Source organism: Luteimonas aestuarii, from assembly GCF_004357985.1.
GTDB lineage: Bacteria > Pseudomonadota > Gammaproteobacteria > Xanthomonadales > Xanthomonadaceae > Luteimonas > Luteimonas aestuarii.
In genome coordinates this window covers 14,397-28,782 of sequence record NZ_SMTF01000005.1, presented here as the reverse complement: position 1 = coordinate 28,782, position 14,386 = coordinate 14,397, and the positions used below count along the sequence as shown (strand labels likewise).

The window sequence follows — 14,386 nt, the reverse complement described above, 5'->3', positions numbered from 1 at the left end:
TCGCCGCGTCGGGCATGCCTTGCGCCGGGAGGTCATGCCCCCGGCTCTCCATGCATGCCGCCGAATTCGGCCTTGAGGCGCATTTTGTCAATTTTCCCGGTGGCTGCCAAAGGCATGCGCTGGAGCCGGATGATCGCGTCGGGCAGCCACCACGACGCGACGCGGCCACGCAGGGCCCCGATCAGTGCGTCGTCGTGGACGGCGCTGCCTTCGCGCATTTCCACCATCAGCACCGGGCGCTCGCCCCACTTGGGATGCTCGCGGCCAATGACCGCGGCCAAGGACACGTCCGGTAGTTCGCCGACGATCTCCTCGATCTCGGCGGGATTGATCCACTCGCCGCCGGACTTGATCAGGTCCTTTGCGCGACCGGTGATGACCAGGTGGCCGCGTTCGTCGATGCGGGCGAGGTCGCCGGTGGCGAACCAGCCGTCGGCATCGACTGCGGGCGTGGTTTCGCCGAAGTAGCGTTGCACGGTGCTGGCACCGCGCACGCGCAGGTGCCCTTCGACGCCGCGTTGCACGGGCAGCGGCTCGCCATCCGCATCGGTGAGCAGCAGGTCCACGCCGATCGACGGGCGACCGGACAGGTGCGCGGCACGGGCCGGATCGCCGGGCGGCATCACCGTCCCGGTCGGCGAGAGCTCGGTCATGCCCCAACTGGTCTGCACGTTCACGCCCAGGCGCTGCTCGATGCGCTGCATCAGCGCTGGCGCCAGCGGCGCGCCGCCGACGATCACGCGTTCCAGGGTCGGAGTGTCGCCACCGTGCGCCTCCAGGTGCTCGACCAGCGACAGCCAGACCGTCGCCACGCCGACGGCCACCGTCACCGCCTCGGCGTTGACCAGCGCCGCGAGGCTGGCGCCATCGAGGTGGCGGCCGGGCAACACCAGCCGCGCGCCGACCGCGGGCGTGGCGAACGGGATGCCCCAGGCGTTGGCGTGGAACATCGGTACCGCCAGCAGCACGCTGTCGCGGTGCGACAGCGCCATGCAGTCGGCCTGCAGCGTGCGCAGCGTGTGCAGGAAGCCGCCGCGGTGGGTGTAGCTGACGCCCTTCGGCGCGCCGGTCGTGCCGGAGGTGAAGCACAGGCCGCAGGGCGCGGTTTCGTCGAACGCGCCCCATGCGATGTCGTCGCGCGCCGGCGCGATCATCGGTTCCAGCGCCTGGACGGCGACGTCGCCCTCCGCGACGCTGCTCTCGCCGTCGATCGTCAGCACGCGCACGTCCGCGGTCGATGCTTCCACGACGCGGCTCGCCAGTGGCACCAGGTCGGCGGAGACCACCAGCACGCGCGCGGCCGACTGCCGGAGCATCGATGACAGGTGCGCTTCGCCCATCCGCGGGTTGAGCGTGTGGCAGACCGCACCCATGCCCATCACCGCGAACCAGGTTTCGAGATGCGCGCGCGTGTTCCAGGCCAGGGTGGCGACGACGTCGCCTGTGCCGATGCCCATGCCCGCCAGCACCGACGACAGCTTGCGGCTGCGCTGGCGGAGCTGCGCATACCCCATCCGCTCCACCACCGCGCCTTCGCGCGCGGTGACGACCTGGACATCGGGATGCCACTTGGCGCCGTGCTCGAGGAATTTGTCCAGGGTCAGCGCATAGGGCTGCATCTCGCCGTGGATCAGCGGCATCCATCCGTCTCCGGCGGCAGGGGCGGCGACGCGATGCCGACGTTCCAGTGCCAGGGCTGGTCGCCCTGCGCACGGCGCCGGCACACCACGGTCTCGAGCAGTTCGAACATGCCCGGCAGCAGGTGCGTGCCGGGGAGGGGCGTGCCGGCGAACGCCATGAAGGCGCGCGCGTCGCCATAGGCCGGCCAGTCCGGTCGACCGGCTGCGGTGGGCCGGCCGTCGGCGGCGAACGAGGACCAGTAGCCCTGCAGCGCATCGGCGAGCGCGCGCTCGGCGTCGGTGTCCGGACTCTTCGGCCAGCCCGGCGGGGTGCCGTGCAGCGTGCCCAGCGCATACGGGATCTCTCCGGCATGGAAGGCGTGCAGGCCGGCTTCGGTGGCGGCGGGGTAGGCGTGGTCCCAGAAGTAGAGGTACGACGCCTGCCCGAGCACGGTCTGGCTGCGCACCAGGCGCTCGGCGGTCCAGCCGTACAGCGCGTCGCGGGTGGTGGCCAGCATCGCCGCGTCCAGGTCGGTGGACGGGTAGCGCTGCAGCATCGCGTCGGCAAGATCGGCGTAGGCCGCGCGGATCGCGGTGTCGTAGGCGGCCGCGTCCGCCGGTTGCGGCGGCAGCAGGAAGCGCAGCGAACGGATTTCGCCTTCGTTGAACCCGGCCAGGATCGGCACCGGGGCCTGCTGGCGGCGGTCGAAGACCTCCACCAGTTGCGCCGGCAGGGTCTTGCCATCGACATTGCCAAGCGGCATGAAGCCGGCCGTGGCGGCCTGGACGGTGAGGCTCTGCGCGTCGGCCGCGCGCAGCCGCGCCAGCCCCCGGATCCCGAGCGTCCGGCTCAAGGCCAGGCCCGTCTCCTCGGCCGCGGGCATGCCGTGCGCCGTCTCGCGCAGCGCGGGCATGGACATCATGTAGGCGCTCTGCGCCACCGCCTTGTGGAACAGGTCGCGCGCGGCGGGAGCGGCCATCAGGTACATCACGCTGAGCGCGCCGGCCGATTCCCCGGCGATGGTCACGTTGCCCGGATTGCCGCCGAACGCGGCGATGTTGCGCTGTACCCAGCGCAGCGCTTCGATCTGGTCGAGCAGGCCGTAGTTGCCGGACACGCCATCGGCCGACTCGGCGCTGAGATCCGGATGCGCCAGGTAGCCCAGCACACCCATGCGGTAGTTGATCGAGACCACCACCAGGCCGCGCGCCGCCAGCGCAGCGCCGTCGTACATCGGGTCGCTGCTGGTGCCGCCCGAGAGCGCGCCGCCATGGATCCACACGAACACCGGTGCGTCCCGCGCCCCGGCCGGCGCCCAGATGTTGAGCGACAGGCAGTCCTCGCTCATCGGCGGGTCCTGCGCCGGCGCATAGATGCTGCCGGGCCGCGACGGCGGCTGGTGGCAGGCCGGGCCGAACCGCGTGGCGTCGCGCACGCCGGTCCAGGCCGACGCCGGAACCGGCGGACGCCAGCGCAGCTGCCCGACGGGTGGCCGTGCGTACGGAATGCCGCGGAAGACCGAGATGCCATCCTCCGCCAGCCCCCGCAATGGGCCGACCGGGGTCTCGACGACGGGTGATGCATCGAGCGTGGTGGCGACGGTCGCGCTGCAGTACAGCGCAGCGGACACCGCGCAGGCGCGGATGAGGGAACGGATCATGGGGTCACCGACGATTCCTGGCGGCGGATGGTGCGCGCCAGCCCCAGGAACATGGCGATGGCCAGCGCGTAGAACGGAAGCAGGGTGTAGAACGCCATCTGCAGCGAGTTGTCCGGGTGCGAGGCGCGGAAGAAGTCGCTGGCCAGGCCGAGGTAGGTCGGCCCGAAACCGAGCCCGATCAGGTTCATCACCAGCAGCAACAATGCGCCCGACAGCACGCGCTGGTCGGGGCGCACCTCCTCCTGCACCAGGGTGACCGCGGGAGAGAGGTAGAAATAGTTCAGCCCGGTGGGCAGGAACAGGAACACCAGGGCCAGCTGCCAGCTGCCGGCCCACACGAACGCGGCGAACAGCGGCATCGCCAGCGCCAGGCCGATGGCGGGCAGGTACGCGTAGGCGGTCTTCGAACGCCGCGCCATGCGGTCGATCAGGCGGCCGGAGACGAACATGCCGATGCCGATGCCCAGGCCAACCAGCAGCGCATACCAGATCGCCACCTCTTCCAGCGTCATGCCCTTCTCGCGCATCAGCAGCAGCACGGTGAAATTGAGGATCGCGTAGGTCACGAACTGGGTCGCGCCGCAGGCCAGGGCCATGCCGCGCAGCACCGGGTTCGCGAAGAAGCCGCGGAAGGTGACCCAGAATCCCGGTGCGGGAACGTCCGGCGCCGGCTGCACCGGCGCGGCATCCAGTCCGCCCTTCCTGGGTTCGCGCACGCCGAACCACACCACCACGGCGGTGACCACGCCCACCGCGCCGATCCACACGAAGGCCAGCCGCCACGAATAGGCCGCCGCGATCGACGCACCGAAGGCCACGCCCAAGGCCTGGCCGATCGGAGGGCCCAGGTTGAACAGGCTGAGTGCGGTCCCGCGCATGCCCGGCGGGAAATAATCGGAAATGATCGCGTACGACGGCGGCACGCCGCCGGCCTCGCCGACGCCCACCGCCATCCGCGCCAGCACCAGTTGCGGATAGTTGGAGGCCATGCCGCAGGCCGCGGTGGCTGCGCTCCACAGGCCGCAGGCGAAGGCCAGCACCTTGACCCGGTTGGTGCGGTCGGCCAGCCAGCCGACCGGGATGGCCAGGATGCAGTAGAACAGCGCGAAATACAGGCCGCCGATCAGGCCGAGCTGGCCATCGGTGACGCCCAGTTCGTCCTGGATCGGCTTGGCCAGGATGGATAACAGTTGCCGGTCGAGGAAGTTGAGGACGTAGACGAAGCACAGGATCGCCAGCGCGATCCAGGCCCTTGCGCCCGGTCGCGCCGTCGGCGCACCCGGGAGCGGGGGCGAGAGACCCGGCAGGCCCATCAGAACGAATACCCGAAGCGCACGCCGAAGGTGCGTGGCGGGACGCGGGCATATCTTCCGTCGAGGAAGGCCTCGGGATGGACATACGTGATGGAACGATCGTCGAAGATGTTCTCGACGTAGGCCCCCACCGTGAAGCGGTCGAAGGCGAAGGACAGGTTGGCGTTCGCGATGGTGTAGGACTCGGTGTAGTCGAACATCGGGCTCACCGTCCCCGGCTGGCCGGGGACGTTCGGGAACATGCCCGGGAACCCGCCCACGTGGACCAGCGAGAACGAGGCGTTGCCCGCCGCGTCGCCGAAGGCGTCGAAGCCGTAGTCGACCACCATCGAGCCCTGGAAGCGCGGCGCCGACAGGCGTGCGCCCAGCACGGCGCCGGAGATCGCGGCTTCCTCGGGCGTCAGGCTGTCGACCTCGGTACGGTTGAACGAGCCGTTGAGCGAAAACGTCCAGCTGGCGCTGGGCCTTGCCATCAGTTCGAACTCGAGCCCTTGGCTGATGGCGCCGCCGATGTTGGTGGCGAACTGCACCGAGTCCGAGACGCGGTTGGCCTGCACCTGGATGTCGTTCCAGTCGATGTGGTACAGCGCGAGGTTGGCGGCCAGGCGACCGTCCAGCCAGCGGCCTTTCAGGCCCAGTTCGTAGTTGATCAGTTCGTCGGAGTCGGCGCCGAAGGGGATGATGATGTCCTCGGCGTTGACCAGGCTGGGCGCACCGGCGCGCGCGTTGACGATCGGTGCGCGGAAGCCGGTGGCCACGGCGGCGTAGGTGGTGATCGCCGGCGTGGGCCGCCAGGACAGGCTCAGCCGGTAGGACGGACCGGTTTCCTTCGCCTCCAGGCCGACGATCTCCTCGATCGGGATGATGGTCAGCGGCCCGGTGGCGCCGGTCAGCGCGGCCACCAGGTAGTTGCTGTTGTAGCCGCCGGCCTGCTGGGTGGCCTGGGCCTGGGTGCTGCCGTAGCGCAGGCCGCCGGTCGCCCACAGGTCGTCGTTGAAGCGGAAGGTGAGTTCGCCGAACAGGGCGCGCTCGCGCTGGTCGATGGTGTTGCGGAAGCGGAGGTAGTAGGGGTTGACGGGCAGGTTGTTCATGCCGCGCGCGTCGAGGAATGCCTGCGACGACCGGTAGTAATAGTCGGCGTTGCGCTGTTGTTCGAAGTAGAAGCCGCCGAGCACCCAGTCCACGCGCCCGCCGCTGTCGGACACCAGCCGCACTTCCTGCACGAAGCGGTCGTCCTGGTACGGCACCTCGAGGCCGAACGGGATGAGGTGGCCGAAGGTCGCGGCGAGGTCCACGTCGAAATGGGCCCGGTAGTCCGACCAGGTCGAGGAGCTGGTCAGCCTGGCGCCGTCGAACTGGTAGCCGATGGTCGCGTTGTAGTTCGTCATCTTGCCGGCGAAGCGGTCGGGCCGGTCGGAGTAGCGGACATCCTCGCCCAGGTCGGGGTTGGTCAGCCCGGAATCGCGCGGGTTGCTGTCTTCCTGGGAGGCGCGCAGCTGGACCGACAGGCGGTCGTTGGGCTCCCACAGCAAGGTCGCGCGCCCGCCCCAGGTGTCGATGGTGTTGGCGTTGTCGACGCCGGTGCCGATGTTGTCGACGTAACCTTCCTCGTGCCGCTTGAAGGCGACCACCCGCAGCGCCAGCGTGTCTTCGGCCAGCGGCACGTTGACCATCGCGTTGTAGCGCTGGCGCAGGGATCCCGAACCCCGGATGCCGAGGTCGCCGAGGAACGAGGCCTCGAACACGTTCGGGTCGGGTGCGCGGGTGAGGATGCGCAGCGCGCCGGCCAGCGACCCGGAACCGAACAGCGTGCCCTGCGGGCCGCGCAGGAATTCCACCCGCTCCACGTCGTACAGGCTGGGGTCGAGGATGGTGGAGTTGCCGTTGGAGGAGATCGGCAGTTCGTCGATGTAGATCGCCACCGTGCTCTGCAGGTTGGCGTTGTAGCCGTTGGTGGCGATGCCGCGCGCGGTGAAGTTGTTGAAGTTGGCGGTGGGGCGGTTCAGCACCACGCCCGGCGTCGTGTGGGCCAGGCCCTCGTAGCCGACGATGCCTTTCGCGTCGAGTTCTTCCTGCGACAGGACGGTGACGCTGAGCGGTACGTCCTTCAGCGGCTGGCTACGGCGCGTGGCGGTGACGATGACCCGGTCGAGTTCCCTTGCATCGGCGGGCGCCTGCGCTTGCGCCTGGCCGGTTTCGGCCTCCAGCGCTTCGGTGGTGGCCTGGGCCAGGGCGGAGACAGGTACAGCGAGCAATGCGGCCACGGACGCGGTCGCGATCAAACGACTTCCCATACAGATCCCTCCCACAGGATGCTGGTTCAGTAAGACGCGTGCGCCGGATACTGCGCGGGAAATCCGCTGGTGTCAATACTCACTCACTAGACTGTGAATATCTTTCCGAATGATCCGGGGCCGCTCCAGCCCGGGCCTGTTGCGGGATTCGGGAGAGGGGGTGGGATCTGGAGTGGCCGACGGCTGCGCTGTCTCCAACCCTCCATCCCGAATTCCGAATCCCCCGTGTGCAGGGCAGCGCCCTACAACCGGTACGCCACTGCCTTCATGACCTTCGACGCGGCCGCCATCAGCGTCGGGATGGGCTGGGGCAGGATGCGTGCGCCAGCCAGTTCCGCGTTGTCGGCGTGGCGGGCCTCGTCTTCCTTCATCGTGCGCAGGATCTCGCGGCTGCGCTGGTCGGCTTCGGGCAGCGTCTGCAGGTGTTCGTCCAGGTGGGCCTCGACCTGGCGCTCTGTCTCCACCACGAAACCCAGGTTCCAGCCGTCGCCGCGCAGCCCGGCCAGGACGCCCAGCGCGTAGCTGCCGCCGTACCACAGGGGGTTGAACAGGCTGGGGCGGCTGTCCAGCTCGTGCAGGCGGTCGGCGCACCAGGCAAGGTGGTCGGTTTCTTCCTGCGCGGCTTCCAGCAGGTGGGCCTTCGTCCCCGGTTCGCGTGCGACCGCGGCTTGGCCGAAGTACAGGCCCTGGGCGCAGACTTCGCCCACATGGTTGATCCGCATCAGGCCGGCCGCATGGCGGCGTTCGACGGGATCGAGCTCGATGTCCGGGGTGTCCGCGGCCGGATTGGGCCGGGTGGCGGCTGGCGTGCCGAACACGGTCTCCAGCGCGCGCTGGGCCTCGATCATGAGCTGGTCGACGGGGGTCTGGACGCGGCTGGCGGGCATGGTCGCCTCCGGAAGGGGAAGCCTATGTTGCGTCCGGAGGCGTCGCGATGCCAGCCCGGCCCTGGCGTCCGCGGTGGGGCGGGCTTGCGATGGTACCGGGGCCAGCTTACAATCCCGCTTCTTTGTCCCGCCGTACCCAACGCGAGGCGCCGTTCCAGCCCCTTACCACCGCGGGCGGGAACCAGCCCGACCATGCACCCCGAGAAGCCAGAGCGCACATGAAGACCTTCACCGCCAAGAACGAGACCGTCCAGCGCGACTGGTACCTCGTCGACGCCACCGGCAAGACGCTGGGCCGTCTGAGCTCCGAGCTCGCCCGCCGCCTGCGCGGCAAGCACAAGCCCGTCTATACCCCTCACGTCGACACCGGCGATTACATCGTCGTGATCAACGCCGAGAAGATCGCCGTCACCGGCAAGAAGCTGACGGACAAGCTGTACCACCGCTTCACCGGCCACATCGGCAACCTCAAGACCGAGAGCCTCGGGCAGGCGCTGGAGCGCCATCCGGAGCGGGTCATCGAGATCGCCGTCAAGGGCATGCTGCCGAAGAACACCCTCGGCCGCGCGATGTACAAGAAGCTCAAGGTCTACAAGGGTGCCGAGCACCCGCACGCCGCCCAGCAGCCCCAGGTTTTGGATATCTAACGATGGCTACCACGCAGAATTACGGCACCGGCCGTCGCAAGTCCTCCACCGCCCGCGTGTTCCTGCGCAAGGGCTCTGGCAACATCACCGTCAACGGCCGTCCGCTGGACGAGTTCTTCGGCCGTGAGACCGCGCGCATGATCGTGCGCCAGCCGCTCGAACTGACCAAGAACGTCGAGACCTTCGACATCATGGTCACCGCGTCCGGCGGCGGCACCACCGGCCAGGCTGGTGCGATCCGCCTGGGCATCGCCCGCGCGCTGGTCGAGTACGACGAGACGCTGAAGACCGAGCTGCGCAAGGCGGGCTTCGTGACCCGTGACGCGCGCGAAGTCGAGCGCAAGAAGGTCGGCCTGCACAAGGCACGTCGCGCCACCCAGTTCTCGAAGCGTTAATGCGTCACTGGCGCCATCGCGTTGCGGTGGCGCTACAATCCGCTGCATAGCCCCGTCGCCAAGCGGTAAGGCACCTGACTCTGACTCAGGCATTCGGTGGTTCGAATCCATCCGGGGCTGCCATACCCCGCCGCGTTCCCCGAAGGGTTCGCGGCACCCGCAAGGCCCGCTTCGGCGGGTCTTGCGCGTTTCAGCCGGCGTAGAATCCGCCGATGACACAACCATTCACGCCTACCTATTCCGATCCGGCGCGGGTGCTGGACGACATCCGCGTCAACGGCTCGGCGACGCTGACGCCCGAGTCCGTGGCTGCCGTTGCGGGTGTATCGGAAGGCGACCTCCAGGCGCTCATGCCCGGCTGGGACGATCTGCCGGCGGACGAATACCTCAAGGACGGCGGGCGCTACCGCAGCCGACGGCACGCTTGCTTCATTGCCGAGGGCGGTCGCATCGCGCTGCAGCCGCATCGCGCGCACTGGCAGTCGCTCGACTACAACGCGCTGCACGGCGGCATGGCGCGCTGGTTCCAGCCGGTGGTGCCAGAAATCCTCGCCAAGCCTGCCTGGACCGCTCTCATCACTGCGCTGGCGGGTTGGTGCTCGGCGCTCAAGGGCGAGCAACCCTGGTACGTCGAAGCGCACCAGTTCCGGATCGATACGGCCGACGGCATCGGCCGCCCCACGCCCGAGGGGGCGCACCGTGATGGCGTCGACTTCGTGGCCGTCATCCTCGTGGCCCGCGTGGACATCAAAGGCGGCGAGACACGCGTCTTTGACGCCGATGGTCCGCGTGGCCAGCGTTTCACGCTGTTGGAGCCGTGGTCGATGCTCTTCCTGGACGACCAGCGCGTGATCCACGAATCCACGCCCATCCAGCCCGCCGGCGACGCGCCAGGGCATCGCGACACCCTGGTGCTGACCTTCCGTGCGGGTGGATTCCAAGGCGATGATTGAGGCTGCAGTCGCTCCAGAGACGGCGTCGTGCGCGATGAGTCGTTACAATTGAAACAATAGGACACAGCCCGGAGCGGCCATGAAACTCGGATCCCTGAAGGAAGGCGGCCGCGACGGCACGCTGATCGTCGTCTCCCGCGACCTGGCCCGCGCCGTGCGCGCCACAGGCATCGCGCCCACCCTGCAGCGTGCGCTGGAGGACTGGGACAACGCCGCGCCGCGCCTGAATGCACTATATGCATCGCTCAACGCGGGCGACGCCGATGGCGTGTTCGACGTCGACTTCGCCGCACTGGCGTCTCCGCTGCCGCGTGCCTACGAGTTCGTCGATGGCAGTGCCTACCTGCCGCACGTCGAACGCGTGCGCCGTGCGCGCGGTGCCGAGGTGCCGGAAAGCTTCTACACCGATCCGCTGATGTACCAGGCCACCAGCGCCGGCTTCCACGGCCCGCGCGATGCGGTGAAGGTGGTCAGCGAGGACTACGGCATCGACCTGGAAGCCGAGATCGTGGTGGTGACCGACGACGTGCCGATGGCGGTCACGCCGGAGCAGGCGGCCGCGCACATCCAGCTGGTTGGACTGGTCAACGATGTCTCGCTGCGCAACCTCATCCCCGGCGAGCTGGCCAAGGGGTTCGGCTTCCTGCAGTCCAAGCCGCGCTCGGCCCTGAGCCCGGTGTTCGTGACGCCCGACGAGCTGGGGGATGCGTGGCGCGACAACAAGCTGCACCTGCCGCTGCTGACCCACGTCAACGGCGAATGGTTCGGCGCGCCAGAAGCGGGCGTGGACATGCAGTTCGATTTCGCACAACTGGTCGCGCATGCGGCCAGGACGCGGCCGCTGTCGGCCGGCACCATCGTCGGGTCCGGCACCATCGCCAACGAGGACACGTCGAAGGGCGCGTCCTGCTTCGCCGAACGGCGCACCGTGGAAGCGCTGCGCGACGGCAAGCCCAGCACGCCCTTCATGTCGTTCGGCGATACCGTGCGCATCGAGATGCTGGACCGTGAGGGCGCCAGCATCTTCGGCGCGATCGAGCAGCGTATCGAACGCCAGCCAGCGCCCTGACGCAGGCTCCGGAGCGTCGGGCGGGTGCTTGGCCGCGACCGGCGGTCTGGCGCAGCGATAACGCGACGGCTATCGTGCAGGGCGCGGCGTTGGGGACGTCGATGGGGAGGGATGGTGTGAGCGAAGCGTTGTGCCTGCACTCCTACTGGCGTTCCAGCGCGGCCTACCGCGTGCGCATCGGCTTGAACCTCAAGGGCCTGCGCTACGAGATCATCCCGGTGCACCTGCTGCGCGATGGCGGTGAGCAGCGCAAGCCGGCATTCGCGGAGGCCAACCCGCAAAAGCTGGTGCCCGTGCTGCAGCACGGCAAGCGGATGCTGCGCCAGTCGCTCGCCATCCTCGAGTACATCGATGAAGTGTGGCCGGAAACGCCGCTGTTGCCCGCCACGGCGCGCGATCGACAGCGCGTGCGCGCACTGGCGCAGGTGGTGGCCTGCGACGTGCATCCGCTCAACAACCTGCGCGTGATCCAGTACTTCGAACACGAGTGGAACGTTCCGCAGCCCGAGCGCGATGCCTGGGTGCGACACTGGATCGAGGAAGGCTTCGAGGCCTTCGAAACCATGCTGCAGAACCATCCGGCCACCGGCGATTTCTGCGATGGCCATGCCCCCAGCCTGGCCGACTGCTGCCTGGTGCCGCAGGTCTACAACGCGCGTCGCTTCGGCGTGGATCTCACGCCTTATCCGACGATCGTCCGCATCGAGCAGGCATGCCTGGCCTTGCCCGCTTTCGATGCCGCAAGGCCCGAGCGCCAGCCGGACGCACCCGGATAACCACTTTCAGAAGTGCGTTGAAACGCCATGATCGCGATGACGTAATTGGCGTAACTACTGCGTGGGTGCGAACTCACCTCGCCCGCTTGCGGAGGAGGGTGGGAGGGGGACGACCAGCTGGACTTCGATGGGAGCACTTCCCATGGACTTCCCTCGGGCAAATTCCGCCGTTCGTCGCCGATCAGCGAAAGCATCGCGCCCATGAGGCGCTCCCGCAGGGGAGCGGGGTTCGTTGCCGCTCAGCCGTCGTAGGGCGGGTCTCGACCCGCCGCGAAATTCCCGCCATCGGTGATCGGCGGGTTACGACCCGCCCGACGCTCCGTGTTTCAGTGCTGCGCGCTGCCGAACACATCCGCGTAGGGGTCGTGTTCGCCACTCGCGCCTTCGGACAGCCGGAACTTCAAGTCCAGGCCTTCGCGTGAATCCGCCGCGCGCAGGGCGGTCTCGCGCTCGATGCGGCCTTCCTTGTACAAGCGGAACAGGCACTGGTCGAAGCTCTCGATGCCTTCTTCCAGCGATTCTTCCATCGCCTGCTTGATCTGGTGCACCTCGCCGCGACGCAGCAGGTCGCGGATCATCGGTGTGTTGATCAGCACTTCCGTCGCCGGCAGGCGGCGACCGTCGGTGCCCACCACCAGTCGCTGCGAGATCACCGCACGCAGGTTGAGCGCGAGGTTCATCAGCACGTTCTTGTGCGCGGCCTCGGGGAAGAAGTTGAGGATGCGCTCGATGGTCTGGTCGGCGTTGTTGGAGTGCAGTGTCGCCAGGCACAGGTGGCCGGTTTCGGCGAAGGCGATGGCGGCTTCCATCGTGGTGGCGTCGAGGATCTCGCCGATCAGGATGACGTCGGGTGCCTCGCGCATCGCGTTTTTCAGCGCGTTGTGGAACGCGTGCGTGTCCAGTCCTACCTCGCGCTGGTTGACGATCGATTTCTTGTGCTTGTGCAGGTATTCGATCGGGTCCTCGATGGTGAGGATGTGGCCCGACGACGTGGTGTTGCGGTGGTCGATCATCGCCGCCAGCGAGGTCGACTTGCCCGAGCCGGTGGAGCCGACGATCAGCACCAGCCCGCGCGGGGCCATGATGATGTCCTTCAGCACCTCCGGAAGCTGCAGCTCCTGGATGCTCGGGATGGTGCTGCGGATCGCGCGGATCACCATGCCCACTTCGCCGCGCTGCTTGAACACGTTCACGCGGAAGCGGCCGGAATCCTGCAGCGACAGGGCCATGTTCAGCTCCAGGTCGCGTTCGAACTGCGGCACCTGGCCTTCGTCCATCAGCGAATAGGCGATCTTCTTCACCATTCCCGGCGGCAGCCCGGTGTTGCCCAGCGGGTAAAGCTTCCCCTCGACCTTGATGTACACCGGCGCGCCCGTGGTCAGGAACATGTCCGACGCGTTCTTCTCGGTCATCAGCTTCAGGAAGTAGCCGATATCCATGTATGAATCCCCAATGCCCAAGGCCCGTGCCGAGCCGTTGCGTAACCATCCTTGGGTGATGACAATGGCCGTAGTTCCCTGTACGGCGCTTCCCCTTATGCAGCCAAGCTTCGCACAAATCAGAACCGTCCTGCAGGCACTGGCATGCGGATGCGTGCTCGCGCTCACGGCTTGCGCCAGCACGCCGCCCCCGACCGGCGAAATCAACGCTGCGCAGCAGTCGGTGGCACGCGCCAACGATGCCGATGCCGACCAGTACGCGCCCGACGAGATCCGCCGCGGGCGCGACGCGCTGGCAGCCGCGCAGGCGGCGATCGCCTCCGGCCGTGACCAGGATGCCCGCGCGCTGGCGACCCGCGCCACGGCGCTGGCCGACCTGGCCCACGCGCGCAGCCGCGAAGCGGCTTCACAGAACGAGCTGTCGCAACGGCGCGCCGAGATCGACGGCCTGCGCCAGCGCCTGCGACTGGAGGACTGAAGATGGCACGCCCGTTTGCAATTGCGCTTGCGGCAGCACTGTTGCTCGCCCCAGCCGCCCATGCGCAGCAACAGGAAGACCCCGACCGCCAGCGGCTTACGCTGCGCCTGCAGGCGCTGGAGGCCGATCCGGCGACCCGCGGATTCGCATCCTACGAACGGTTGCAGGCCCGCCAGGCCCTTGAGGCGTTGCCATCGCCCAGCAACCGCCGCCGGGCCGATGCGCTGCAGGTGGCCGAATGGCGTGTGGAGACTGCCGAGCTGGCTGCCCGCACCGAAGGCGTGCGGCGGCAGATCGACCAACTGGATCGCGAGCGCAGCGACCTGCTGGTGGAAGCCAGCCGGCGCGAGGCGGCGCGGGCCCGCGCCGAGGCCGAGCGCCTGCGCATCCAGGCCCAGATCCAGGCCGAGGAGACCCAGCGCCTGCGCCTGGCGGCCGAGTCCGAAGCCACTGCGCGCCAGGAGGCCGAGACGGTGCTGGAGGGCGTGTCCTCCCGCGAGGCCGCGCGCCTGCGTGCCGCCCGTCAGCGCGAGGCCGAGCTGGCGCGTCAGGAAGCCGAGCTGCTCAGGAGTCTCGAATCCAATCCCTAGCGCCAGCGGGTGCTTTGCGTTGACGGCAACTTTTTGTTAACAAAATCAATCAGTTGTCATTCATTCTGCGCGATTTGCGACAGCCGCGTGAACGCCGGTGACGGAGAATCAGCGACTTGCGCAGGCACGCTTGCCGGCTCGGAAGGGGAGGAGTAGGGTCGGTGGTCCAGGCGGTGGTCATTCCGATCCCGTCTGGTGAGAGAGCCAGACCTGATGAACGATGCCGACCTGCCCAGGGAACCCGACGACGCGATTGCATCCCGCG

At 68.3% G+C, this 14,386-nt stretch carries 13 protein-coding genes and 1 tRNA gene; 8 read left to right on the top strand and 6 right to left on the bottom strand.

Annotated features, from left to right (window positions below; genetic code table 11):
* Positions 1 to 32: 32 nt before the first annotated feature.
* From E2F46_RS08360 to coq7, 5 genes are all read right to left on the bottom strand, one after another.
* Positions 33 to 1,640, bottom strand: a complete 1,608-nt coding sequence (locus E2F46_RS08360; RefSeq protein ID WP_133321630.1) for an AMP-binding protein — start codon at positions 1,638 to 1,640, stop codon at positions 33 to 35.
* Complete coding sequence (locus tag E2F46_RS08355) at positions 1,631 to 3,280, bottom strand: carboxylesterase/lipase family protein (RefSeq protein WP_133321629.1); 1,650 nt, start codon at positions 3,278 to 3,280, stop codon at positions 1,631 to 1,633. Before E2F46_RS08355 ends, E2F46_RS08360 begins: the two co-directional genes overlap by 10 nt.
* Positions 3,277 to 4,593, bottom strand: a complete 1,317-nt coding sequence (locus E2F46_RS08350) for a spinster family MFS transporter (protein WP_133321628.1) — start codon at positions 4,591 to 4,593, stop codon at positions 3,277 to 3,279. The genes E2F46_RS08355 and E2F46_RS08350 overlap by 4 nt, the downstream gene beginning before the upstream one ends.
* On the bottom strand, positions 4,593 to 6,887 hold the full coding sequence (locus E2F46_RS08345) for a TonB-dependent receptor (RefSeq protein ID WP_133321627.1): 2,295 nt from the start codon (positions 6,885 to 6,887) through the stop codon (positions 4,593 to 4,595). The genes E2F46_RS08350 and E2F46_RS08345 overlap by 1 nt, the downstream gene beginning before the upstream one ends.
* Positions 6,888 to 7,129: 242 nt before the next feature.
* Positions 7,130 to 7,774, bottom strand: coding sequence for a 2-polyprenyl-3-methyl-6-methoxy-1,4-benzoquinone monooxygenase (coq7, locus tag E2F46_RS08340; protein ID WP_133321626.1), 645 nt, complete (start codon positions 7,772 to 7,774; stop codon positions 7,130 to 7,132).
* A 218-nt stretch (positions 7,775 to 7,992) separates the two neighbouring features.
* Between coq7 and rplM the strand changes: the two genes are divergently transcribed.
* The 6 genes from rplM (at position 7,993) to maiA (ending at position 11,614) form a co-directional block, all read left to right on the top strand.
* Positions 7,993 to 8,421: a 50S ribosomal protein L13 gene (gene rplM, locus E2F46_RS08335; RefSeq protein ID WP_133321625.1), complete on the top strand. Its 429-nt coding sequence runs from the start codon at positions 7,993 to 7,995 to the stop codon at positions 8,419 to 8,421.
* 2 nt (positions 8,422 to 8,423) lie between these two features.
* Positions 8,424 to 8,816 carry a 30S ribosomal protein S9 gene (gene rpsI, locus E2F46_RS08330; RefSeq protein WP_133321624.1) on the top strand — a complete coding sequence of 131 codons (393 nt, stop codon included), beginning with the start codon at positions 8,424 to 8,426 and terminating at the stop codon, positions 8,814 to 8,816.
* 48 nt (positions 8,817 to 8,864) lie between these two features.
* A tRNA-Gln gene (locus E2F46_RS08325) sits at positions 8,865 to 8,939 on the top strand.
* 89 nt (positions 8,940 to 9,028) lie between these two features.
* Complete coding sequence (locus E2F46_RS08320; RefSeq protein WP_133321623.1) at positions 9,029 to 9,769, top strand: 2OG-Fe dioxygenase family protein; 741 nt, start codon at positions 9,029 to 9,031, stop codon at positions 9,767 to 9,769.
* A 79-nt stretch (positions 9,770 to 9,848) separates the two neighbouring features.
* Positions 9,849 to 10,838: a fumarylacetoacetate hydrolase family protein gene (locus tag E2F46_RS08315; RefSeq protein ID WP_133321622.1), complete on the top strand. Its 990-nt coding sequence runs from the start codon at positions 9,849 to 9,851 to the stop codon at positions 10,836 to 10,838.
* 116 nt (positions 10,839 to 10,954) lie between these two features.
* A complete protein-coding gene (gene maiA, locus E2F46_RS08310; RefSeq protein WP_133321621.1) occupies positions 10,955 to 11,614 on the top strand; it encodes a maleylacetoacetate isomerase in 660 nt (219 codons plus the stop codon).
* Between the two features lie 326 nt (positions 11,615 to 11,940).
* Here the strand turns inward: maiA and E2F46_RS08305 are convergent, their stop codons facing one another.
* Positions 11,941 to 13,053, bottom strand: coding sequence for a PilT/PilU family type 4a pilus ATPase (locus tag E2F46_RS08305; RefSeq protein WP_133321620.1), 1,113 nt, complete (start codon positions 13,051 to 13,053; stop codon positions 11,941 to 11,943).
* A gap of 154 nt (positions 13,054 to 13,207) precedes the next feature.
* Here E2F46_RS08305 and E2F46_RS08300 point away from each other — a divergent pair, with 154 nt between their 5' ends.
* Positions 13,208 to 13,531 carry a DUF4398 domain-containing protein gene (locus tag E2F46_RS08300; RefSeq protein ID WP_165967404.1) on the top strand — a complete coding sequence of 108 codons (324 nt, stop codon included), beginning with the start codon at positions 13,208 to 13,210 and terminating at the stop codon, positions 13,529 to 13,531.
* A gap of 2 nt (positions 13,532 to 13,533) precedes the next feature.
* Complete coding sequence (locus tag E2F46_RS08295; RefSeq protein WP_133321618.1) at positions 13,534 to 14,121, top strand: hypothetical protein; 588 nt, start codon at positions 13,534 to 13,536, stop codon at positions 14,119 to 14,121.
* Positions 14,122 to 14,386 lie beyond the last annotated feature (265 nt).